Source organism: Pseudoduganella umbonata (assembly GCF_014192225.1).
GTDB classification, from domain to species: domain Bacteria; phylum Pseudomonadota; class Gammaproteobacteria; order Burkholderiales; family Burkholderiaceae_D; genus Rugamonas; species Rugamonas umbonata.
In genome coordinates this window covers 175,428-196,947 of record NZ_JACHXS010000012.1, presented here as the reverse complement: position 1 = coordinate 196,947, position 21,520 = coordinate 175,428, and the positions used below count along the sequence as shown (strand labels likewise).

Annotated in this window: 20 protein-coding genes; 5 read left to right on the top strand and 15 right to left on the bottom strand. The window is 66.5% G+C overall.

Annotation, left to right across the window (positions count from 1 at the left end; translation table 11 throughout):
- Positions 1 to 3: 3 nt before the first annotated feature.
- Together FHS02_RS25985 and FHS02_RS25980 are read left to right on the top strand one after the other, a co-directional pair.
- Positions 4 to 768: a LytR/AlgR family response regulator transcription factor gene (locus tag FHS02_RS25985; RefSeq protein ID WP_229422671.1), complete on the top strand. Its 765-nt coding sequence runs from the start codon at positions 4 to 6 to the stop codon at positions 766 to 768.
- Between the two features lie 85 nt (positions 769 to 853).
- The gene (locus FHS02_RS25980) at positions 854 to 1,054 is read left to right on the top strand and encodes a heavy-metal-associated domain-containing protein (protein ID WP_137314115.1); all 201 of its coding nucleotides are present in this window, start codon (positions 854 to 856) and stop codon (positions 1,052 to 1,054) included.
- A 3-nt stretch (positions 1,055 to 1,057) separates the two neighbouring features.
- On the opposite strand, the gene FHS02_RS25975 is transcribed toward FHS02_RS25980, so the two are convergent.
- From FHS02_RS25975 to FHS02_RS25965, 3 genes are all read right to left on the bottom strand, one after another.
- A complete protein-coding gene (locus tag FHS02_RS25975; protein WP_137314116.1) occupies positions 1,058 to 1,777 on the bottom strand; it encodes a glutathione S-transferase in 720 nt (239 codons plus the stop codon).
- A gap of 71 nt (positions 1,778 to 1,848) precedes the next feature.
- The gene (gene cueR / locus FHS02_RS25970) at positions 1,849 to 2,244 is read right to left on the bottom strand and encodes a Cu(I)-responsive transcriptional regulator (protein ID WP_137317443.1); all 396 of its coding nucleotides are present in this window, start codon (positions 2,242 to 2,244) and stop codon (positions 1,849 to 1,851) included.
- Between the two features lie 68 nt (positions 2,245 to 2,312).
- Positions 2,313 to 4,592: a heavy metal translocating P-type ATPase gene (locus tag FHS02_RS25965; protein ID WP_229422673.1), complete on the bottom strand. Its 2,280-nt coding sequence runs from the start codon at positions 4,590 to 4,592 to the stop codon at positions 2,313 to 2,315.
- Positions 4,593 to 4,839: 247 nt separating this feature from the next.
- On the opposite strand from FHS02_RS25965, the gene FHS02_RS25960 reads away from it, so the two are divergent.
- The 3 genes from FHS02_RS25960 to FHS02_RS25950 are packed head-to-tail and all read left to right on the top strand — an operon-like array spanning position 4,840 to position 8,221.
- Positions 4,840 to 5,736: an MBL fold metallo-hydrolase gene (locus tag FHS02_RS25960; protein WP_137314117.1), complete on the top strand. Its 897-nt coding sequence runs from the start codon at positions 4,840 to 4,842 to the stop codon at positions 5,734 to 5,736.
- Positions 5,733 to 7,787 (top strand): ATPase, T2SS/T4P/T4SS family, encoded by a 2,055-nt coding sequence (locus tag FHS02_RS25955; RefSeq protein ID WP_137314118.1) that lies wholly within the window; start codon positions 5,733 to 5,735, stop codon positions 7,785 to 7,787. Before FHS02_RS25960 ends, FHS02_RS25955 begins: the two co-directional genes overlap by 4 nt.
- A gap of 8 nt (positions 7,788 to 7,795) precedes the next feature.
- The gene (locus FHS02_RS25950; RefSeq protein WP_137314119.1) at positions 7,796 to 8,221 is read left to right on the top strand and encodes a hypothetical protein; all 426 of its coding nucleotides are present in this window, start codon (positions 7,796 to 7,798) and stop codon (positions 8,219 to 8,221) included.
- 48 nt (positions 8,222 to 8,269) lie between these two features.
- On the opposite strand, the gene FHS02_RS25945 is transcribed toward FHS02_RS25950, so the two are convergent.
- From FHS02_RS25945 to rpsR, 12 genes are all read right to left on the bottom strand, one after another.
- Complete coding sequence (locus FHS02_RS25945; protein WP_137314120.1) at positions 8,270 to 9,004, bottom strand: DUF6445 family protein; 735 nt, start codon at positions 9,002 to 9,004, stop codon at positions 8,270 to 8,272.
- Between the two features lie 14 nt (positions 9,005 to 9,018).
- On the bottom strand, positions 9,019 to 9,744 hold the full coding sequence (locus tag FHS02_RS25940) for a SapC family protein (RefSeq protein WP_137314121.1): 726 nt from the start codon (positions 9,742 to 9,744) through the stop codon (positions 9,019 to 9,021).
- Positions 9,745 to 9,779: 35 nt separating this feature from the next.
- A complete protein-coding gene (locus FHS02_RS25935) occupies positions 9,780 to 11,321 on the bottom strand; it encodes a tryptophan halogenase family protein (RefSeq protein WP_137314122.1) in 1,542 nt (513 codons plus the stop codon).
- Between the two features lie 105 nt (positions 11,322 to 11,426).
- Positions 11,427 to 14,228 (bottom strand): TonB-dependent receptor, encoded by a 2,802-nt coding sequence (locus FHS02_RS25930; protein WP_137314123.1) that lies wholly within the window; start codon positions 14,226 to 14,228, stop codon positions 11,427 to 11,429.
- Positions 14,229 to 14,581: 353 nt separating this feature from the next.
- Positions 14,582 to 15,553, bottom strand: a complete 972-nt coding sequence (locus tag FHS02_RS31720; RefSeq protein WP_137314124.1) for a GNAT family N-acetyltransferase — start codon at positions 15,551 to 15,553, stop codon at positions 14,582 to 14,584.
- The gene (locus tag FHS02_RS25920; RefSeq protein ID WP_137314125.1) at positions 15,550 to 16,116 is read right to left on the bottom strand and encodes a helix-turn-helix domain-containing protein; all 567 of its coding nucleotides are present in this window, start codon (positions 16,114 to 16,116) and stop codon (positions 15,550 to 15,552) included. Before FHS02_RS25920 ends, FHS02_RS31720 begins: the two co-directional genes overlap by 4 nt.
- 38 nt (positions 16,117 to 16,154) lie before the next feature.
- Positions 16,155 to 17,138: a bile acid:sodium symporter family protein gene (locus tag FHS02_RS25915; protein ID WP_137314126.1), complete on the bottom strand. Its 984-nt coding sequence runs from the start codon at positions 17,136 to 17,138 to the stop codon at positions 16,155 to 16,157.
- Positions 17,139 to 17,247: 109 nt separating this feature from the next.
- Complete coding sequence (locus FHS02_RS25910; RefSeq protein WP_131144495.1) at positions 17,248 to 18,258, bottom strand: inorganic phosphate transporter; 1,011 nt, start codon at positions 18,256 to 18,258, stop codon at positions 17,248 to 17,250.
- Between the two features lie 24 nt (positions 18,259 to 18,282).
- The gene (locus tag FHS02_RS25905; protein WP_137314127.1) at positions 18,283 to 18,909 is read right to left on the bottom strand and encodes a DUF47 domain-containing protein; all 627 of its coding nucleotides are present in this window, start codon (positions 18,907 to 18,909) and stop codon (positions 18,283 to 18,285) included.
- Between the two features lie 68 nt (positions 18,910 to 18,977).
- A complete protein-coding gene (locus tag FHS02_RS25900; protein ID WP_137314128.1) occupies positions 18,978 to 20,363 on the bottom strand; it encodes a replicative DNA helicase in 1,386 nt (461 codons plus the stop codon).
- Between the two features lie 359 nt (positions 20,364 to 20,722).
- A complete protein-coding gene (gene rplI / locus FHS02_RS25895) occupies positions 20,723 to 21,175 on the bottom strand; it encodes a 50S ribosomal protein L9 (RefSeq protein WP_137314129.1) in 453 nt (150 codons plus the stop codon).
- Positions 21,176 to 21,208: 33 nt separating this feature from the next.
- Complete coding sequence (rpsR, locus tag FHS02_RS25890; protein ID WP_107143310.1) at positions 21,209 to 21,499, bottom strand: 30S ribosomal protein S18; 291 nt, start codon at positions 21,497 to 21,499, stop codon at positions 21,209 to 21,211.
- Positions 21,500 to 21,520 lie beyond the last annotated feature (21 nt).

Genomic DNA, 21,520 nt, shown 5'->3' with positions numbered 1-21,520 from the left:
GGCATGACCATGCCGATCCGCTACCTGATCGTCGACGACGAAGAACCGGGCCGCATCAACCTGCGCCTGGCGCTGGCCGACCATGGGGGCTGGGAACTGGCGGACGAATGCGACGGCACCGCGGCGGCCCGCGCCAGCCTGGCCCGCCACGACATCGACGTGGTGTTCCTCGACGTGCAGATGCCCGGCGAAACGGGCCTGGTGCTGGCGCGCGAACTGGCGCGGCTGCGCGAGCCGCCGCTGATCGTCTTCGTCACCGCGTACAGCGCGCACGCGGTCGATGCGTTCGAGGTGCATGCGCTCGACTACCTGCTGAAGCCGCTCGACGATGCGCGGCTGGCCCAGGCCGTGGAGCGTGCCGCGGCGATGCTGCGCCAGCGCCAGCGCGAAGCCTACGGCGCGGCGCTGCGCGACTACGCCCGGGCGGATGCTTCGCCCTACCCCGAGCGCATCGGCGTGCGCTCGGTGGGCCGCATCGAGCAGGTCGTTGTCGATGAGATCCTGTGGATGGAGGCAGCCGGCAACTACGTGGAACTGCACCTGCCGGCGCGCACGGTGCTGCACCGGATCACGCTCAACCGCCTCGAGGCCCTGCTCGACCCGGCGCGCTTCCTGCGCGTGCATCGCGGCGCGATCGTGCGGCGCGACCAGATCGCCAGCCTGGCCACCGGCGGCGAGGGCAGCCACCGGCTGTCGCTGCGCTGCGGCGGCGCGGTGCCCGTCAGCGGCAGCTACCTGGCCGCGCTGAAGGCGGCGATGGCCGGCTGACGATGCTCGTCATCGATGCGCGCGCTTGACCTTCCCCCCGTGGCAAGGATTACAGTAAGCCCATCGTCATTCAAGGGAGGACACCATGTACGAACTGCAAGTTGAAAACATGAGCTGCGGCCATTGCGTCGCGGCAGTCACGAAAGCCGTCAAGGCCATCGACGGCAATGCCCAGGTCGACGTCGACCTGGCCGGCAAGGCCGTCAAGGTGCAGTCCGGCGCGCCGCTCGACGCGGTGAAGGCGGCGATCGCCGATGCCGGCTATCCGGTCAGCGGTGCCAGGTAAGCTCTACTTGTCCAGCTCCGGATAGCGGCGGAATATCCCTTCCTCGTTGAAGGGAATCCGCCGCTTCGATGCCAGGTAGGCGGCGATGTTCGGCCGCTGCCGCACCGTCTCGCACAACGCCGCCAGCTTCGGCCACTGCGGCTCCAGCTGGCCCATGGTTTTCGGGAAGGCATAGCGCAGTCCCTCGACGAGCTGGAACAGCGACAGGTCCACGTACGTCAGCCGCGAGCCGACGGCGAAATTGCCCCGGCCCGGATTGGCGGCCAGCACCTTCTCGAAGTAGTTCAGGAACTTCGGAATTCTCTCCGCGCGAAAATCCCTGGAACGCGCCCGCGCTTCCTTTTTCTGCTCCTCGTAGTAGCTGTTCACCGAGATCGGGTGGTGCGTGTCGTGCGCCTCGGCCACGATGTCGGCGATCGTCAGCTGCAGCTGGTTGCACCACAGCCGGCCCTTTTCGGTGCGCGGCGCCAGGCCGTGGCGGGCACCGAGGAACAGCAGGATGTTGGCGGTCTGTCCGATCAGCAGTTCGCCGGCGCGCAGCACGGGCGGCGCGAACGCGGCCAGCGGCTCGCTGCGGAAGTCGAGCGACGCCGATATCTGCGGCATGCCTTTCGGGCCGCGGCCGACGTCGCGATACGGTACGCCGGCTTCCTCCAGCGCCAGCCGCACGAACTCGCCGCGGCCCTGGATCGTGGGCCAGTAGTACAGGATGTAAGGTTCCACAGCGCCTCCATTGATGGGTTGGCGCCGATTCTAGCCCGGCCGCAAGGAGCGCGGCGCAAGCCTGCGAGCGGCTACCCGGTGGAGTCGGCGATGCCTTGCAGGATCGGGCAATCGGGCCGCTCGTCGCCGTGGCAGCAGGCGGCCAGCGTGGCGATCGTGTCGCGCATTTCCGTCAGCTCGCGGATGCGCTGCTCCAGTTCGGCCACGTGGTCCAGCGCGATGCGTTTCACGTCGGCGCTGGCGCGACTGCCGTCCTGCCACAGCGACAGCAGGCCGGCGATGCGCTCCAGCGAGAACCCCAGCTTGCGGGCGCGGCGGATGAAACGCAGCGTGTGGACTTCCCTGTCGCCATACAGCCGGTAGCCGCTGCCGGTGCGCCGCGCGGCCGGCACCAGGCCGATGCTTTCGTAGTAGCGGATCATTTTCGCCGTGACGCCCGAGGCGGCGGCAGCCTCGCCGATGTTCATTTTCCCTCCTTCTGCGGCAGCCTCGCCGATGTTCATCTTCCCTCCTTCCGCGGCAGCCTGGCCGATGTTCATGCGCCCTCCTTTTGCGGCTTCCTGCCCTGGGGGCGCCACCGATTGAGCAGCAGCGCATTGGTGATCACGCTCACCGACGAAAGCGCCATCGCGGCCCCCGCCACCACCGGGTCGAGCATGCCCAGCGCCGCCAGCGGAATGCCGGCCAGGTTGTAGATGAAGGCCCAGAACAGGTTCTGGCGGATCTTCGCGAACGTGCGGCGCGAGATGTCGAGCGCATCGGCCACCAGCGCCGGGTCGCCGCGCATCAGCGTGATGCCGGCGGCGTGCATCGCCACGTCGGTGCCGGTGGACATTGCGATGCCAACGTCCGCGGCGGCCAGCGCCGGCGCGTCGTTGATGCCGTCGCCCACCATCGCCACCCTGGCGCCCTGCGCTTTCAGGGTGGCGATGTGCGCGGTCTTGTCGGCCGGCAGCAGGTTGGCGACGGCGTCGCGGATGCCGAGCGCCGTGGCCACTGCCTGCGCGCTGCCGGCGTTGTCGCCGGTCAGCATCGTCGTGGCGATGCCCCGCGCATGCAGCCGCGCCACCGCCTCCCGCGCCGTGGCTTTCGGCGGATCGCTGAACGCCACCAGGCCCAGCAGGCGGCGCGCGCCGGCATCGGCGAGCCACGACACCGTATGGCCGGACTGCTCCAGCGCCTGCGCCTCGGCCCGCAGCGGCGCCAGGTCGACCTGGCGCTCGCCCATCAGCCGGGTGCTGCCCAGCAGGAGGTCGCGCCCGCCGACGGCCGCCGCCAAGCCGCGCCCCGGCAATGCCGTCACCGCCTGCGCCGCCGGCACTTCGAGCTTTTGCTCGTGCGCCGCATCCAGCACCGCGCGCGCCAGCGAGTGCTCGCTGCCGCGTTGCACCGCGGCGGCCAGCGCCAGCAGCTCCGCCTCGGCGATGCCATGCGCCCGCAACGCGGCAAGCACGGGGCGGCCCTGGGTCAGGGTGCCGGTCTTGTCGAACACCACTGCGGTGATGCCGTGCGCCGTTTCCAGCGCCTGCGCGTCCTTGATCAGGATGCCGTGGCGCGCCGCCACGCCGGTGCCGGCCATGATCGCCGCCGGGGTGGCCAGCCCCAGCGCGCACGGACAGGCGATCACCAGCACCGCCACCGCGTTGATCGTCGCCGTTTCCAGTTCGCCCGTCGCGAACCACCAGCCGGCCAGCGTCAGCGCGGCGATCGCCAGCACGACGGGTACGAACACGGCACTGACACGGTCCACCAGGTGCTGGACCGGCGCCTTGGCCGCCTGGGCATCCTCGACCAGCCGGATGATGCGCTCGAGCGTGGTTTCGGCACCGGTGGCCGTGGTGCGCACCAGCAGCAGGCCGGCACCGTTGATCGCGCCACCGGTCACCCGGTCGCCAGTCTGGCGCGGCACCGGCAGGCTTTCGCCGGTGATGAGCGCTTCGTCGACGTCGCTGGCGCCTTCCACCACCTCGCCATCGATGGCGATCCGTTCTCCGGGCCGTACCACCACCAGGTCGCCGGGGCGCACCGTGGCGACCGGCACGTCGCTGTCGGCACCGTTGCGCCGTACGCGCGCGGACTCCGGCCGCAGCGTGCGCAGCGCGCGGATCGCCGACGTGGTCCGGCGCTTGGCGCGCGCTTCCAGCCATTTACCCAGCAGTACCAGCGTGATGACCACCGAGGATGCTTCGAAGTACAGGTGTGCGGCGTGGCCGCCCGGCAGCAGGTGCCCGGCCAGGATCAGGTAGACGGAAAGCCCATAGGCTGCGCTGGTGCCGAGCGCGACCAGCAGGTCCATGTTGCCGGCCCCGGCGCGGGCCGCCTTCCAGCCGGCGCGGTAGAAGCGCGCGCCGAGCCCGAATTGCACCGGCGTCGCCAGCAGCCATTGCAGCCACGGTGCCGCCGTCCAGTCGATGCCCAGCGGGGCCAGCAGCATCGGCGCGACCAGCGGTACCGACAGCAGTGCCGCCAGCAGCACCGGCAGGCCTTCGTTGGCGCCGCGCAGCCAGCGGCGGAGGGATCCGCGGGCATCGGGGAAGTCAGGGGAAGCGGACGAATCGGCAGTATCGGGGGCCGGTTGGCCGGTTGCCGGCGCGGCCGGCACCGGCCCCGCTTCGTAGCCGGCCTGCTCGACTGCCGCGCGCAGCGCATCGAACGGCAATGGCGCGTCGGTCTCGACCCGGGCGGTTTCGGTCGCCAGGTTGACGCTGGCGCTGCGCACGCCGGGCACGGCGGCCAGTGCCTTTTCGACACGGCCCACGCAGGCCGCGCAACTCATGCCGCCGATGCGGACGTCGTGGGAAAGCTGATTGCTCATCGGGATACTCCTGCTGCCATGATGCGGTCAGCATGAAGTATCCCATGATGGGAAGGTCGACGCATTTCATCGAATCAAACGCGACGACCATGGATGGCAGTGCGTGTAAATTTGCCAACAGGAAATCTGCCGTGGCGCCGAATCCCGCCAGAAGAGCGAGAAAAACCGCTATCATCCGATGGCAACTGCTGGCCCGCGCGGGCGGCGGGACGGAGCGAGACAGGAATGCAGACAGGATGAGCGACGAATGAAATTCAAGTTCTGGGGAGTGCGCGGCTCGATCCCCTCGCCGGGGCCGCGCACGGTGCGCTATGGCGGCAATACCACGTGCATCGAAATCCGCAGCGACAACGACACGCTGATCGTGCTCGACGGCGGTACCGGCCTGTTCTGTCTCGCCCAGTCGCTGGTGGCGGCGCCGCGCCGGCCCATCGAGGCCAACATCTTCATCACGCACAGTCACTGGGACCACATCCACGGCCTGCCGTTCTTCACGCCGCTGTTCGTCAAGGGCAGCCGCGTACGCCTGCATGGCGCGACCGACCCGGACACGGGCAACGGCATCGAGCACGTGATGGGCGTGCAGCTGCAGAACAGCTACTTCCCCGTGGGCGAGGCACAGATGGATGCGACGATCGAATACCGCACGCTGGCCGTCGGCGAGGCGCTGCCGGTGGGCGATGCCCTGGTGCGCAACGTGGTGATGAGCCATCCGGTAACGGACCTGGGCTACCGGGTCGACTGCAACGGCAAGTCGGTGTTCTTTACCGGCGACCATGAACCCCTGTACAACCTGTATCGCGAAGAACAGCCGGAATACGCCGCGTTCGCGCAGCACGTGGCGCAGCGCACGGGCGCCATCGACGACCTGGCGCGCGGCGTGGATGCGCTGATCGTCGACTGCTCGTACACGCGCGAGGAATATCCGTCGAAGATCGGCTGGGGCCACGGCACTTTCGACGGCGCGCTGGCGATGGCCGAGCGCACGGGCGCCAAACGCCTCTATTGCACGCACCATGAGCCGACCCGCAGCGACGACGAGCTGGAAGCCGTGTTCGCCGAAGTCATGGCGCGCCACGCGCCGCTGCCCGCGGGCCTGCAGGTGTTCCTCGCATACGAAGGCCTGGAAGTCGACCTGGGATGAACACACCGGCCGAGCGCGACACCCACATGCCGTTCCTGCAGGCGCTGGCCGCGGTGGCCGCGCGGCTGCGCGAAGCCGGCAGCCTGGACGAGGTGATGCTCGATCCTGCCGGTACGGTGACCGGCCTGTTCGCCTGCGACCGCTTCACGCTGTATGCCGTGGATGCCGAAGGCGATTACCTGGTGTCGAAAGTGAAGACGGCGGCGGGTGCATGGCGCGACGTGAAGGTGGCGATCGCACCGCACGCCATTGCCGGTCACGTGGCGCTGGCGCGCCGGGCGGTCAGTATCGCCGATGCGTACGACGATGCCGAACTGGCGCGGATCGCGCCCGGGCTGCGCTTCCCGCGCGGCGTGGACCAGCGCACCGGCTATCGCACCCGGCAGGTTCTGGCCGTGCCCGTGACGGCGCCCGGACCGTCGGCGCAATCGTCGAAAGTGCTGGGCGTGATCCAGCTCGTCAACACGCATGACGGCCAGCCGTTTGCCGCGCATGCCCTGGCAGGTGCGGAGGCGCTGGCCACCTCGTTGGCCACCTCCTTGTCTGAGGCGCTGGCCACCTCGCCGGCCAGGTCGCTGGCCGCAGCGCGGGGCGATGCGCGGCCCGCATCGCGTTCCGCACCGACTCCCGCGCCTGCCGGCCAGGCGCCGGCCGCACCAGCAGCGCCAGCCGCGGCAACAATAGTGGGCGAACCGGTCGCCAGCCGCGCTGTCGTGCCGGCGCAGCCCGGCGACGAAGGGGCCCGCCTGCTGGCCCGGATCGTCGCCGATGCGCACCGGCTGGGAGCCGCCGCGATACATATCGAAGCCGCGGGCAGTGCCGGCAGCACCATTCGCCTGCGCCGGGATGGCGCGCTGGTGCCGTATGCGAGCCTGCCGCCGGGCCGCGCCGAAGCGCTGATGCGGCGCCTCGAAGCGGGCGGCGCCCTGGGCAATGGGGCAGCGGGACATGGCCCACTGCATGGCACACTGCATGGCACGCTGCGTGGCGGCGCGCACGGCATGCCGGATGTGATGCTGCAGGCGACCGCGCTGCCCACGCGCGCCGGCATGGACGTGGTGCTGCGCTTCGCCGCGGCCGACGCCGCCGTGCCGCTGGCGCAGCTGGGCATGGCGCCGGACGACCTGGCCCGCCTGCGCCGCCTGCTGGACGAGGCGCGCGGCCTGTTGCTGGTGTGTGGCCCCGGCGATGCCGGCAAGAGCACGACGCTGCATGCGCTGCTGGCTTGCCTGAACCGCCCGGAGCGCAAGATCTGCACCGCCGAAGATCCCGTGAAGCCAGCGGGGCCGGGCCTGCGCCAGGTTCATGCCGGCCGCGCGGCGGAGCTGGAGGTTGCCGCCGCGCTGGAAGCGTTCCGGCGCGCCGACGCGGACGTGATCATGATCGACGCGGCATGCGACCGCACGGCGGCCGGCCTGGCAATCGAAGCCGCGTTGACGGGCCGGCTGGTGCTTGCGGCCCTGCCCGCGCGCAGCGCGGCGGACGGGGCGCGGCAGCTGCTCGACATGGCGGCCGAGCCGTTCGGCGCCGCCGCCGCGCTTGCCGGCGCGCTGGCGCAGCGGCTTGCCGCGAAGCTGTGCACGGCTTGCCGCCAGCCGTATCGCCCCGGTGCGGCGGAACTGGAGCTGCTGCTGACGGAATTCTGCGCCGAGTTGCAGCCCGATGACGATGCCCCCGATACCGCGCGCGTTGCCGCCTACGTTGCCGCGAACAATGCCGCGAATCACGCCACGCATCATGGCAACTGGACGCGCGAGCACGTGCTGGCGAGCTGGCGCGAGCGCCACGCCGATGCCGGCGGGCACTTCACGCTGTACCGCGCCGTGGGCTGCGCCGAGTGCCACCGCGGCTACCGGGGCCGCGTGGCCCTGTTCGAACTGATGACCGTGGGCGAACATGCCGCCCGCCTGCTGGCCCGCCGGCCCGCCTCCGCGCAGCTGGCGATGGCGGCACTGGGCGACGGCATGCGCACGCTGAAGATGGATGGCATCGACAAGGTACTGGCCGGCATCACCGACATCGGCATGGTGCGCGCGGCTTGTGCGCGGTAAAGGGATTTATGGAGAAACTGAAAGGTACCGTGACCGAACTGCGGCGCGGAAAAAGCGTGTCGTACAACCCAAAGACCGGCACCAGCACGATCCACGCCGCGGTCTTCCGGCTGGACGGGCAACTGGTGAAGATCGTCTCGTCCACTCCGCTCGTGCTCGCCGAGGGCCAGGAACTGCTGGTGGTCGGCCGCCGCCGCGCCAAGGTGTTCACGGCCTTTGCCCACCGCAACCTGAGCACCGGCCAGGAAGGCCATGAAGGCTGGGCCACGCGGCTGCTGGTGACCATTTTCGTCGTCACCGCCGCGCTGTGGCTGGGCTCCCTGATGGGTGGGCAGTATGCGATGGTGTCCGGCATCGTGTTCGTGGCGCTCGGCTTCGCGATGGCGTGGCGCTCGCTGGAGGTGGTGCAGGCGCTGGTGATACTGCGCCGCTGAACATCCGTCGGGCGTGGTGCGGGTAGCGACCACGTCCGCTCCCCGCAGTCAGCGCGGCGGGCCGATCGCCGCCAGCGTGTTGGCCGTCAGGCGCCCGCTGCGCGGGTCGGACGACAAACCCGCGTCGACAGCGATGTCGCCCGAATGCAGCAGGTTACTGCGGTAGAAGACAGCGCGGTTGAACTTCGCGTCGACGCTTGCCGTCCGTTCGAACAACGCCGTGTCGCCGCGAATATAGGCCAGGCTGCGGGCCGCCTGCCGCTTCGCTTCTTCCATCACTTCCTGTTTCAGGCGCGGCGCATAGCCGGCGAGACGCGGCCCGTCGATGCTTTCGAAGCCGGTGCTGCGATGGCGGTAGAACGAGGTGCCGCCGAATCGTTCGCCGCACAGGTAGTGCACGCTGGCGATCCTGTTGCGCTCGACGCTGTCGAAATGGGGAACGCTCTGGATCGGCCGCAATGCTTCCGGTCGCGTTGTCGCCAGCGACAGCACGCAGGACAGCGGAGTCACTGCCGCGTCGCCGCCGGCGCCGAAGGTAGCGAGCAGGAGCTCGCGCAGGTGGGCATACACGGCGCTTGCATACGCCATGTCGAGGGGCTTGCGGATGCCCGGATAAAAATCGCCCTCCTGCCGCTGGAACGCCGTTCCTGTCTCCGCCCGGCGCACGATGGCTTCCGGGTCGAGCAACAGCTCATCGACGACCAGCACCGGTTCCCGGTCGGCGCCGACATGGAGCACCCGATGCGTGGGGGCCGGGTGCAGCGCAAATGCCGCGTCATCCATGGGCGCATCCATCGCTACGCCTTCCGTGCAAGGCGCTTGTTACGCCGGTCGATCATCGCGTAGACGTGCCCGAGCGACGCCAGCATGGTGTAGACCGGGCCAAGGAAGCCCTGTGCATGCAGGCCGGCAATCGCTTCCCCATCGAGTTGTTCCAGGCGCGCGTCATCGATGGTGTACAGCCCCTGGACCTGGGTTGTTTCCTGGTTCCCGAACGTGATCTCCAGCTGCATCGGCACCAGCAGTTTGAGGTGCAGGAGCGTGTCGATGAATTGCCGTGTCGGCGCCTCGCCGTTGAGAAGCTCGGCCAGCCGCCCCTTGGCTTCCTCCAGGTACGCCGTTTCCTGCCCATCGGCGTCGAAGATGCGCTCGCCGTCGCCGCCGATGCTGGCGTGCCCGATGTCGATGCAGACGACGAAGTGGCCGTCCTCGCCAGGCTTGTCGGCCGCTTTTCCAAGGAAAAACGGCTGCCGCGAGACTTGCAGCGGGACGTAGATGGCGTCCCACCGTCCATCGTCGACGAACAGGTTTTCGCTGTCGTGAAAGCCGAACAGCGCGACGCAGGCGAAGCGCCCCGTGTCCTTGTCCTTGGTGAAGGCGATCGGGTATTGGACGACGAGCTTCAGGAACTCGCTCAATACCACCGGCACCATGTTCAGCGTCGCGCCGGCGGCTTCCACGCGCCGGCTGTCGACGCGGACCTGCCGGTGCGCGGTGTTGTCCAGTGAAATCAGATGTGCCATGCCTGTGTCCTGTTTCCTGTGTTTTAAGGGATCGGCTAAACCGCCGGCAGGCCGTAAGCGTGGATCTTGGCGATCAGCTCGCGATGGGGCGGCAGCATTTTCAGCGCCTTCTTGACGGCCGCGCTGTTGTGCGACAGATGCTCCTGCGCCGCGCGCTGCTCGCCTGCCGATGGCCGCAGGAACGCCGGGTCGGTCCTGAATCCCATGCCATACAGGACGTACTGATAACTGGCGGCCGGGAACACCTCGTTATTGCTGGTGAAGTCGCAGTTGCCGGGTGGGCGGTAGCGCCACAGCCGCATCAGGTCTTTCAGGCTGTCGGGAATGGTTTCCGGCGCCCGGTTATCGATCCAGAACGCATTGTCGGTGCGCTTGCTGAGGATGTAATGCAGTTTCAGGAAGTCGATGATCCGATCCCAGCGGTACAGGAAGGTCTCGTTGAAGCGCCGCGCGGCGATGTCCACGGTGTCGCGGGTGGCGGGCAACTGCTCGGCCAGCATATCGGCCGACAGTTCCACCAGCACCAGCGCCGACGCTTCCAGCGGCTCCAGGAAGCCGGCGGCCAGGCCCACCGCCACGCAGTTGTTTTTCCAGAACAGCTGGCGATGGCCGGAGCGGATCGGAATGCTGCGCGTGCCGATTGTCTTGCCCGCCGGCCCGATGTACGCGCGCAGCGCGGCCTCGGCCTGCTCGTCGCTGGTGTGCCGGCTGGAATACACGTAACCGATCCCGCGCCGGTTCACCAGTCCGATATCCCAGATCCAGCCGGCCGCCTGGCCGGTCGAGATGGTGTGCGAGGCGATCGGCGCATCCTCGCGCTCGTACGGCACTTGGGCGGCGATGGCCTTGTCGATGAACAGGACGTCGTTCCGGTCGACGAACGGCACGCCCAGGTGCTTGCCCAGCAGCAGGGAAGAAAAGCCGGTGCAGTCGATGAACAGGTCGCCCGCGATCTCGCCCTGCTGCGCGGTGACGACGGCCGCGATATCGCCATCGGGCGAGCTCCTGACGGCAGTCACGTCGCCCTGGATATGCGTCACCCCCAGCTTGCCGGTGCAATGGCGCGTCAGGAAACCGACGAATTTGCCGGCGTCGAGGTGGTAGGCGTAGTTGGCCACCGACGCGTATTCGGGCGTGGTGATCATCTTCGGCGCCAGCCCGTGTTCGCAGACCTGTTCCTGCAGGCATACGCTGTCGGAATACGAACGGCCGGCGCACGCCGTTTGCCAGTAGGGCACCAGGTCCAGCTGGCCGAAGCCTTGCGGCAGCATCAGCGGATGGTAGTAGTAGTCGTCGGCGGTGCCGTCGACCCAGCGCGCGAACTTGGCGCCCTGCTTGAAGGTCGCTTCGCATTCGCGCATGAAGTCGGTTTCCGAAATGCCCATTTTCATCAGCGTGCCGCGCATGGTGGGCCAGGTGCCCTCGCCCACGCCAATGGGGCCGATGGTGGGCGACTCGACCAGGGTGACGGTGATGCCGCTGTCCGCGCGGGCGTGCCGGGCCGCGATGCGGCCCGCGGTAATCCAGCCGGCTGCGCCGCCGCCGACGATGACGATGTGTTTGATGTGCTGGTTCATGTCTGCCTGTGATGACGTTGACGATGACAGGGTTGGCAATAAGGGGCTGGTAATGAGCGGTGGCAGGCGGAGGGGCGCCAGCATGCCGGCGCCCCTCCCGTCACGTCAGAACTTGGCGATCAGGCCGAGCGCGAAACGGCGGCCGGAATCCTCCGCCAGCAGGAACTGATTGGTGTAGCGGCCATATTTCTTGACCACCGCTTCGTTCAGGTTGGTTGCCTCGAACACCACCGTCAGGTTCTTCGACACCTCGTAGCTGCCGCTCAGGTCCCACTGGCCATATGCCGCTACCTGGGTCACGCCGTCGCCGTTGAGCTGGGTGAGCGATTGCAGGAACTTGTCGCGCCAGTTGTAGGCCAGGCGGAGCTGGTACGGGCCGCGTTCGTAGAAACCGACGACGTTGGCCGAATCGCTGATGCCGGTCACCGCGAACTTCTGGTTGACGTCGCCAGGGTTCAGGTCGGTGTCGCTGCGCACCAGCGTGCCGTTGACGATGAAGCCGAAGCCATTGTCGAAGGTGTGCTGCACGGTCAGCTCGAAGCCATGCACCACTGCCGATGGTCCGTTGCTGGGCCGGGTCAGGGTGAATACCGCCGCGGTATCGGCCGGATCGGCAGCGAGCTTGTCGTTACCCGTACTGGGGTCGGTCAGCACGCCGGTGCTGGTGTTGAATTGCCGGGTCGTGTTGCTGGACACGATGAAATTGCTGACATTTTTCCAGAAGAACCCGGCCGACATGTAGCTGGCCGGCTTGTAGTACCACTCCAGCGACAGGTCGAGGTTATCCGACTCGAACGGCTTCAGCGTGGGATCGCCGGCGTTGGCGGTCAGGGTGCCGGGGCGGGTCGTGACGATATTGGTGGCCGGCGACAGGTCGTCGAGGCGCGGCCGCGTCAGCGACCGGTAGGCGGCCGCGCGCGCCACCAGCGTGTCCGTCAGGTCCATGGTCGCGCTGAAGTTGGGCAGCAGCGACTTGTACGAATTGCTGACGTTGATGGCCGACTTGGCGCCATACACGGCGCTGAGCTCCGTGGCATCGAGCACGTTCAGCCGCTCGATGTTGCCCTGCGTGCCGGAGACGGTGATATCGGTGCTTTCCAGCCGCGCGCCGGCCGTCATCTGCACCGGCCTGTCGGCCAGCGTGCCGCGGAACGCCAGCTCCAGGTAGGCCGAAGTGGTCTTCTCCTCGACCGCATAGGAGTTGTCGCGCACCACGGCGTCGAAGTTCTTCCCGCTCTGCTGCTCGACGAAAGCAAACTGCTTCTCGCCGTCATGGCGCAGCCAGGAAGCCGGCGTGCGGCCGCTGCCGCTGACGCCTTTCAGGAAATCGCTGCCCGCGTTGAACACGCTGAGGGTACCGGCCGGGATGGCCGGCGTGTCCGCATAGCCGCAGTAGGTGCAGTGGATGCCGACGCCTTCGTTGTCCCAACGGGTCAGCGACTTGGTTTCCTGCGAGCGCTGCACGCCGAACCGGGCCGAGACCAGTCCCTCGCTGCCGCCCTCTTTCCACAGTCCGTCGACCTTGTACTGGCGCACCGCATCGTCGACGGCCCAGCCGCGGCGCAGCATCACGTGCGCGCGGGCGTTGGCCGGGTCGAGGTAATTGGCGACGGAATGGGTGACCGGCCGCCCCTGGGCATCGAATTCGTACACCAGGCCGGTCGCCGGCGCGGCGAATTCGCTCACCCAGGGCAGGGTGGCCGCGTCGGACTGGAACCGCGCGCGGTTCTTGTAGCCGATCAGCGACAGCTGGTCGCCGCCACCATTGTTGGGCTCGCGCGTCGCATCCGATTTCCACGCATCGAAGACGAAACCAAGCTTGTTCGAGATCTTCCAGTCGGCCTGCAGGCCGAACGACTTGGTGTTGGTCAGGCGGTCGAATTTCTTGGCATGGAAGTCCGTTGCCAGGCCGACTTCCTGGTACAGGTCGGTGACGGTACCGTTGGCGTCGGTGCGGGCACGCTCCACGTTCGGCGCGGTGAACCAGTGGCCGTAGGACGTCGCATCGGTCTTGATGTCGAAGTCGGAATACAGCGCATCGGCCGTCAGGGTCAGGCTGCTGGACGGCCTGTACTGCAGGACCAGGTTGGCGTTGGTGCGGGTGCGCTCTTCGAACGTTACCTTGGTGTCGTAGTTGCGCGGTGAAAAAACGTTGCCCGCGAAGCCGGTACCGTCATTGAGTTCGCTGGCCGGGATGCCGGCGTTTTGCAGCCAGCCGTCGGTTTGCGCCTGGTTCAGGCGCGTCCTGGCCTTCTTGCGCGAGACCGCCAGCAGCGCGCCGAACTTGCCATTGGCGAAGGTGTCGCTGACGAGCAGCGAGTATTCCGGCGTGGTTTCGCCGCTGTTGTCATCGTGCAGCGCCTTGACCGAGCCGGCGACCTTGAATCCGCCCAGGCTCAGCGGCCGGGCGGTGGTGATGTTGATGGTCGAGCCGATGCCGCCCGACTGCTGGGTCGCAGTGCCCGTCTTGAAGACATTGATGCTGTTGACCAGGTCGGCCGAGACGGTATCGAAATTGAAGGCGCGGTTTTCATTCTCGGAAGCGACCTGGCGACCGTTAACCAGCACGGTATTGAAGTCGGGGCCGAAGCCGCGCACGGTGACCTGCTTGCCCTCGCCACCCGAGCGGTCGATCGACACGCCGGTGATGCGCTGCAGGGATTCGGCCAGGTTCTGGTCGGGGAACTTGCCGATGTCTTCCGCCGAAATGGCGTCGACAATGCCGCTGCCTTCGCGCTTCGTGTCGAGCGACGTGATCAGGCTGCGCCGGATCCCCTTCACCACGACGGCATTGATGGGACCGTCGCTGGCCCCTTCGGGCGTCGCCTCCTGGGCCGCGCTGTGGTGCGCCGCCGTCAACATCGCCGTAAAGGCCAACACGGCATTGGAAACGTTTCGATTTTTCATTTCGCTCCTCTACTCCTTGTATTGTTGTGCTTTGGGGTGGGAAGACTCTCGCGTGCGAACGACGCGAGCAGAGCAGGCCGGCATCGGGCAGGACAGGCATGACGCGCGCCATGTGCCGGTGAAGAGCGATGGTATGTCAATACTGCAATTTTAGAAAAATATAATGTGGCGCTGATGTAGTTTTGGTACAGCGTTTTACAGCGAGTTCCTTTCCACGGAAAGTTGTGTTATTGCTCTCTCTTGGCTGTGGCTCCCGGGATCCGGGTCGCGATCGCGCAAGGTTGGACAACGCCCCGTGTCGTATTCCGTAGTTTAGGGACAGCAGGGCGATTTTCTGCCGCCAGCCAGGCACGTTACAGCCGCTTGCCGAAGCAGACCGCGGCGTCGTTGCCGGCATATTTGCCGAAGTTCGGGATGCGCAGGTAGCCCTGCCGTTCGTAGAAACGCACCGCGCGCACGTTGACCTTGCGGGTCTCCAGCCACAGTCCGCGGTAGCCCAGGGCGGCGGCCCGCGCCTCGAGGAACGCCAGCACGGCCGAACCGACCGCGGCGCCGCTGCCGGGCCGTGCGTACATCCGCTTGACCTCGGCGATCTCGCCGAAGTCGCCGCCAAGCGGGCGCAGCGCGCCGCAGCCGACCGCCCTGCCCGCCTCGTCGCGGGCGATCGCGAACACGGTGCAGGCCGCGGCATCGAACGATGCGCTGCCGTCGTCGCCGGTGATGCCGCGCAGGACGCCGGACAATTCGCGCATCAGCGCCACCGCGTCGTCCGAGGCGGGATCCACGGCGGCCACGTCGATGGCGGGGCCGAGCACTTTGTACATGACGCGGGTGGCGCCGAGCGTGGTGCCGGACAGGATGGCGTAGTGCGGGATGTCGCCGGCGGTGCGGTAGCCCAGGCCCGCATACAGGTGCTGGGCACCGCTGCCGACCCAGGTGTCGAGTACCAGCAGCGTGCGGCCCAGCGCCCGCGCGCGCGCCTCGGCCGCCTGCAGCAGCCGCCGGCCCAGCCCCAGGCGGCGGCAGCGCGAGTGCACCAGCATCTTGTTCACTTCGGCGCGGTGCGTGCCGTTGGCCGGCGTGGCGAGTGCCAGCTGCACCGTGCCGCGGACGATGCCGTCGCTGTCGCGGGCGACGAACAGCGTGCGCGCGCCGGCGTCGACCTGCGCGGCCACGTCGAGCCAGAAGCGCAGCGCATCCCCGGCCGTGAAAGGCGGCAGGAAGCCGACGCTGGCGCCGTGCGCCACGCAATCGTGCAGCACGTCGGCCAGCTGGGTGGCCACGGCGCGCACGCCGTCCCCTGTGAGTTCGGCAATCGTGGTCATGGTTCGCAGATGGCAATCAGGTAATGGGCGCCGCCGGGACCGGGGCAGGAAAAGCGCGTGGCGCCGTACAGGCGGAAGCGCAGGCAGTCGCCCGGCTCCAGGCGGTACGTCACGCCATCGAGCGTGTAGTCGAGCAGGCCGTCGATCATCCAGATGTGCTGCTCGAGGCCGGGCTGGGGCGGCCGATCGTAGTCGATCAGGGCGCCGGCCGGCAGGCGCCCTTCGATCAGTTCGCCGCGCAGGCCGTGCGCCGGCGGCGACACCATGCGCCGGGTAAAACCGCTGGCGGAGTCGGTCCATACGGCCTGCTCGGCGGACCTGACCAGTTGCGCGCCGCCCTCTTCGACCGCGGCGATGAGGCGCGACATCGGCAGGCCATAGGCCGCGCACAGCTTGCCCAGCAGTGCAGCCGTCGGGCTGGTTTCGCCCCGCTCCAGGCGCGACAATGTGGCGCGGCTGATGCCGGCGCGCTGCGCCAGATCCTCCAGCGACCAGCCGCGCTCCTCGCGCAGCGTGGCGAGCCGGGCAACCAGCCTCGCTTCGAAATGTTCGTGATTTCCCATATCCGGGAATATATCCCGAATATGAGAAAATGGAAAGATCAGTCCGGCGCCCGTTGCGCGAAGCGCTGGGCCAGCACGGAACACACCATCAGCTGTATCTGGTGGAACAGCATGATCGGCAGGATGACCATGCCGATCGACGAGGTGGCGAACAGCACTTTCGCCATCGGCACGCCGGAGGCCAGGCTTTTCTTCGATCCGCAAAACACGATCGTCACCTCGTCTTCGGGCGAGAAGCCCAGCTTGCGGCTGGCGTACATCGTCAGGGAAAGCACGATCGCCAGCAGCACGCAGCAGACGATGCCCAGCGTGACGAGCACGGTGGGCGACAGCTTTTGCCACAGGCCTTCGTTGACCGCCGCCGAAAACGCCGTATAGATCACCAGCAGGATCGAACCCTGGTCGACGAATCTCAGCAGCGGCTTGTGGCGATCGATCCAGGTGCCGATCACGGGCCGCAGCAGCTGGCCGGCCATGAACGGCACCAGCAGCTGCAGCACGATGGCCAGCACCGCGTCGCCGGTCGAGCGTTCGGCATGGCCCTGCACGACGAAGGCCGAGACCAGCAGCGGCGTGATGAAGATGCCGAGGAAGTTCGAGGCGGAGGCGCTGCACACCGCGGCCGGCACATTGCCGCGCCCCATCGCGGTCAGCGCGATCGACGACTGCACGGTGGAGGGCAGCATGCACAGGAACAGCAGGCCGACGTACAGCTCGGGCGTCAGGAACTGCAGGGCCACCGGCTTGAACGCCAGGCCGAGGATGGGGAACAGCACGAAGGTACTGCACAGCACCAGCAAGTGCAGGCGCCAGTGCGTGATGCCGGCGATGACCGCCTGGCGGGAAAGCTTGGCCCCGTGCAGGAAGAACAGCAGGCCGATCACGAACGTGGTGACGTCGCCGAGCACCACCGCCACCTGCCCGGTGCAGGGCAGCAGCGTGGCGACACCGACAGTGGCCAGCAGGATCAGCGTGAAGTTATCGGGCTTGAATTTCGAGAGGGTAGCGAGAGCGGAAGACATGCGGCATTCTAGCCGAATACAAAAAAGGGAGCCGTGGCTCCCTTTCCTTACCGCATCTATCGTGCGCTGTTGTTGCCTGGATCCCGCTCTGATCCTGCTTCGATCCCGCTTACAGGATCTGGGTGCCGATCCACCAGCCGATGGCGGCCACGAAGGCGGATGCCGGGATCGTGAAGACCCACGCCCAGACGATGTTGCCGGCCACGCCCCAGCGCACGGCCGACAGGCGCTGCGCCGAGCCGACACCGACGATGGCGCCGGTGATCGTGTGCGTGGTCGATACCGGCACGCCCCAGAACGAGGCCATCAGCAGCGTGATCGCGCCGCCCGTTTCGGCGCAGAAGCCGCCGACCGGTTTCAGCTTGGTGATCTTCTGGCCCATCGTCTTGACGATGCGCCAGCCGCCGAACAGCGTGCCGAAGCTGATCATGCCGTAGCACGAAACGATCACCCAGGTGGGCGGCTCGGTCGCGTCGGCCGCGACGTGGCCCGAAGCGATCAGCAGCATCCAGATGATGCCCATGGTTTTCTGCGCATCGTTGCCGCCGTGGCCCAGGCTGTAGGCAGCGGCGGATGCCAGCTGCAGCCGGCGGAACCATGTGTCGATACGGCGCGGCGTCGACTTCACGAACACCCACGACACGATCAGCATGATCAGCGTGCCGAGGAAGAAGCCCAGCAGCGGCGCCACGACGATGAACACCACGGTCTTGATCAGGCCGCTGGCGATCAGCGCGCCGGTGCCGGCCTTGGCGACTGCCGCGCCCACCAGGCCGCCGATCAGCGCGTGCGAGGACGACGACGGAATGCCGTAGTACCACGTGATCACGTTCCACACGATCGCGCCGACCAGGGCGCCGAAGATCACGTGGTGGTCCACCACGTGCGGGTCGATGGTGCCCTTGCCGATTGTCGTGGCCACGTGCAGGCCGACGACGAAGATCGCCACGAAGTTGAAGAAGGCGGCCATCGCCACGGCGGTCTGCGGCTTCAGGACGCCGGTCGAGACCACCGTCGCGATCGCGTTCGCGGCGTCGTGGAAGCCGTTCATGAAGTCGAAAACCAGCGCCAGGGCGATCAGGAGCCCCAGCGCGTAAATGCTGATTTCTAAGGTCTGCATGTTGTTGTTTTACCGTGCGGACGCTTACGCGTTCTCGACGATGATGCCTTCGATGATGTTGGCCACGTCTTCGCAGCGGTCGGTCACGGTTTCCAGGATCTCGTAGATCGCCTTCATCTTGATCAGGTTGCGCACGTCCGGCTCGTCGCGGAACAGCTTGGACATGGCGGCGCGCATCACGTGGTCGGCATCCGATTCCAGGCGGTCGATTTCCTCGCAGATGCCGACGATGTCGCGGGCATTGTCCATGTTCGACAGCAGGGCAACCGCTTCCTTGACCTTCTCGCAGCAGGCCAGCACCAGTTCGGCAAGGCGCTTGGCTTCCGGCGTGACGGCGTGCAGGTCGTACAGCGACACGGTCTGCCCGGCGTCTTCCATCATGTCCAGGATGTCGTCCATCTTGGTGATCAGCTTGTGGATGTCGTCCCGGTCGATCGGCGTGATGAACGTCTTGTGCAGCAGGTCCACCGTGGTGTAGGTGATCTTGTCGGCCTGTTTCTCGATGCTTTCGATCGCGTGTACGCGGTTTTCCAGGTCATCGAAATTGGTCATCAGGGCCAGCATTTCTTTCGCGCCCTTGACGCACAGTTCAGCATGCTGGTTGAACAGGTCAAAGAATTTGCCCTCGGTGGGCATCAGGCGTCCAAACATTTTATTCTCCGTTGGTTGATTCGGGGGTGCTGCCAGGGCCGTTGCTCTATACGGCCCCTCTTGGTATATCAATCGCCCTGGTAGATCGACAGATTACCGGTGTAGTTGCCGAACTTGGTGTACATGCCCATCCAGGTAAGGCGGATCGCGCCGATCGGGCCGTTACGCTGCTTGCCGATGATGATCTCGGCGGTACCCTTGTCCGGCGAGTCGGGGTTGTAGACCTCGTCGCGGTACAGGAAGATGATGACGTCCGCATCCTGTTCGATAGCGCCCGATTCGCGCAGGTCGGACATCACGGGACGCTTGTTGGGCCGCTGTTCCAGCGACCGGTTCAGCTGCGACAGCGCGATCACCGGGCAATGCAGTTCCTTCGCCAGGCCCTTCAGCGAACGCGAGATCTCGGAAATCTCGGCGGCGCGGTTGTCGCCTTGCTGCGAGCCCGTCATCAGCTGCAGGTAGTCGACGATAATCAAACCCAGCTTGCCACACTGGCGGGCCAGGCGGCGCGCGCGCGCGCGCATCTCGATCGGATTGAGCGCCGGCGTTTCGTCGATGTACAGCTGGGCTTCATTCATTTTCTGGATCGCGTGCGTCAGGCGCGGCCAGTCTTCGTCGTTCAGCTTGCCGGTACGCAGGCGATGCTGGTCGAGCTGGCCAACGGAGCCCAGCATACGCATCGCCAGCTGCGCGCCGCCCATCTCCATCGAGAAGACGGCCACGGGCAGGCCCGCTTCGATCGCGACGTTCTCGCCGATATTGACGGAGAATGCCGTCTTGCCCATCGATGGGCGGCCGGCCACGATGACCAGGTCGCCGGGCTGCAGGCCGGACGTCATCTTGTCCAGGTCGGCGAAGCCGGTCGGTACGCCGGTGATCTCGCTGCCGCTGTCGCGGCTGTACAGTTCGTCGATGCGTTCGACCACCTGGGTCAGCAGCGGCTGCACGGCGGTCCAGCCGGCCGAGCCACGCGAACCCTGCTCGGCAATCGCGAAAATCTTCGATTCCGCTTCGTCGAGCATCTGCTTGACTTCCTTGCCCTGCGGGCTGAACGCATTGCCGGAAATTTCGTCGGCCACCGTGATCAGCTTGCGCAGCACGCCGCGGTCGCGCACGATCTCGGCATATCGGCGGATGTTCGCTGCCGATGGCGTGTTTTGCGCCATCGCATTCAGGTATTGCAGGCCGCCCACTTCATCGGCCTTGCCCAGCATCGTCAGCGCTTCGAACACGGTGATCACGTCGGCCGGCTTGCCGCCATTGATCAGGCGGATCATCTGTTCGAAGATGATCCGATGGTCGTAACGGTAGAAATCCTCCGCGTGCATGAAGTCGGCGATGCGGTCCCATGCGGCGTTATCGCGCAATAAACCGCCGATCACCGACTGCTCGGCTTCGATGGAATGGGGCGGGATACGGAGGGAATCGACTTGCGGGTCGGATGGGGCATTCATGGCGCGCATTATACCTGCATAAGCAGGCCAAAGTTCATAATGGTTGGCAAGATCGCTGCCCTGCGGGCAGCTTTTGCGACAGCCTCGCAGCGTCCGTGCATCGTCGCTCTACCTGTCTGTTATAGCAGTCAAATGGCGGGCTTGTCGCCCTTCATGCGGCAGCGCCGGCGACGGCGGAAGCACAAGGAGCGCGCATGGTTCAAGCGCAGTTCCGCGCCACGGCCGGCTTATCGGCCCGGCTCATGGGCTCGGCTATGGGCTCAGCTTGTGGGCTCGGCTTAGAGCCGGCAATAAAAAAGCCGGGCGAACCCGGCTTCTTTATATGTACGACTGTCTTACCGAGGAAAAGATCCCGGTAATTAAGCAGCTTCGCCCACGACGGCGACGGTCACATCGACCACCACGTCCGTGTGCAGGGAAACCGACACCGGGTGCTCGCCAGTGGTTTTCAGCGGGCCGTTCGGCAGGCGCACGGCAGCTTTCTCGACCGGGAAACCAGCCTTCGACAGCGCTTCGGCGATGTCGAAGTTGGTGACGGAGCCGAACAGGCGGCCATCGACGCCGGCCTTCTGCGACACGGTCACGGTCATGCCGTTCAGCTTTTCGCCCTGGCCTTGTGCAGCAGCCAGCTTTTCAGCAGCAGCTTTTTCCAGCTCGGCGCGCTTGGTCTCGAACTCGGCCACAGCCGACGAGGTGGCGCGGCGTGCCAGTTTTTGCGGGATCAGGAAGTTACGTGCGTAGCCGTCCTTGACCTTCACCACGTCGCCCAGGTTGCCGACGTTGATAACTTTTTCCAGCAGAATGATTTGCATAATGTTCTCCAGTTCTATCTGTACTGCTGCCGATTAGGCGTGGTGCAGATCGGTGTACGGCAGCAGGGCCAGGTAGCGCGCGCGCTTGATCGCGGTATCCACTTGGCGCTGGTAGTGCGCCTTCGTGCCGGTCAGGCGTGCCGGCATGATCTTGCCGTTTTCCTGGATGAAATCTTTCAGGGTGTCGACGTCTTTGTAGTCAACTTGCTCAACGCCAGCGGCGGTGAAGCGGCAGAACTTCTTACGCTTGAACAGCGGGTTCTGCTGTTTGCGCTTTTCTTTCAGCTTGGCTTTGTTTTTGTCGAACTTTTTACCGAATGCCATTTTAGGCTCCTGTATCTAAAT

Excerpts from the sequence above, each read along its gene's own strand:
- FHS02_RS25985 (WP_229422671.1), top strand. The coding sequence starts at position 4 with ATGACCATGCCGATCCGCTACCTGATCGTCGACGACGAAGAACCGGGC.
- FHS02_RS25980 (WP_137314115.1), top strand. The coding sequence starts at position 854 with ATGTACGAACTGCAAGTTGAAAACATGAGCTGCGGCCATTGCGTCGCG.
- cueR (WP_137317443.1), bottom strand. The coding sequence starts at position 2,244 with ATGAACATCGGCGAGGCTGCCGCCGCCTCGGGCGTCACGGCGAAAATG.
- FHS02_RS25965 (WP_229422673.1), bottom strand. The coding sequence starts at position 4,592 with ATGAGCAATCAGCTTTCCCACGACGTCCGCATCGGCGGCATGAGTTGC.
- FHS02_RS25960 (WP_137314117.1), top strand. The coding sequence starts at position 4,840 with ATGAAATTCAAGTTCTGGGGAGTGCGCGGCTCGATCCCCTCGCCGGGG.
- FHS02_RS25955 (WP_137314118.1), top strand. The coding sequence starts at position 5,733 with ATGAACACACCGGCCGAGCGCGACACCCACATGCCGTTCCTGCAGGCG.
- FHS02_RS25950 (WP_137314119.1), top strand. The coding sequence starts at position 7,796 with ATGGAGAAACTGAAAGGTACCGTGACCGAACTGCGGCGCGGAAAAAGC.
- FHS02_RS25945 (WP_137314120.1), bottom strand. The coding sequence starts at position 9,004 with ATGGATGACGCGGCATTTGCGCTGCACCCGGCCCCCACGCATCGGGTG.
- FHS02_RS25940 (WP_137314121.1), bottom strand. The coding sequence starts at position 9,744 with ATGGCACATCTGATTTCACTGGACAACACCGCGCACCGGCAGGTCCGC.
- FHS02_RS25935 (WP_137314122.1), bottom strand. The coding sequence starts at position 11,321 with ATGAACCAGCACATCAAACACATCGTCATCGTCGGCGGCGGCGCAGCC.
- FHS02_RS25930 (WP_137314123.1), bottom strand. The coding sequence starts at position 14,228 with ATGAAAAATCGAAACGTTTCCAATGCCGTGTTGGCCTTTACGGCGATG.
- FHS02_RS31720 (WP_137314124.1), bottom strand. The coding sequence starts at position 15,553 with ATGACCACGATTGCCGAACTCACAGGGGACGGCGTGCGCGCCGTGGCC.
- FHS02_RS25920 (WP_137314125.1), bottom strand. The coding sequence starts at position 16,116 with ATGGGAAATCACGAACATTTCGAAGCGAGGCTGGTTGCCCGGCTCGCC.
- FHS02_RS25915 (WP_137314126.1), bottom strand. The coding sequence starts at position 17,138 with ATGTCTTCCGCTCTCGCTACCCTCTCGAAATTCAAGCCCGATAACTTC.
- FHS02_RS25910 (WP_131144495.1), bottom strand. The coding sequence starts at position 18,258 with ATGCAGACCTTAGAAATCAGCATTTACGCGCTGGGGCTCCTGATCGCC.
- FHS02_RS25905 (WP_137314127.1), bottom strand. The coding sequence starts at position 18,909 with ATGTTTGGACGCCTGATGCCCACCGAGGGCAAATTCTTTGACCTGTTC.
- FHS02_RS25900 (WP_137314128.1), bottom strand. The coding sequence starts at position 20,363 with ATGAATGCCCCATCCGACCCGCAAGTCGATTCCCTCCGTATCCCGCCC.
- rplI (WP_137314129.1), bottom strand. The coding sequence starts at position 21,175 with ATGCAAATCATTCTGCTGGAAAAAGTTATCAACGTCGGCAACCTGGGC.
- rpsR (WP_107143310.1), bottom strand. The coding sequence starts at position 21,499 with ATGGCATTCGGTAAAAAGTTCGACAAAAACAAAGCCAAGCTGAAAGAA.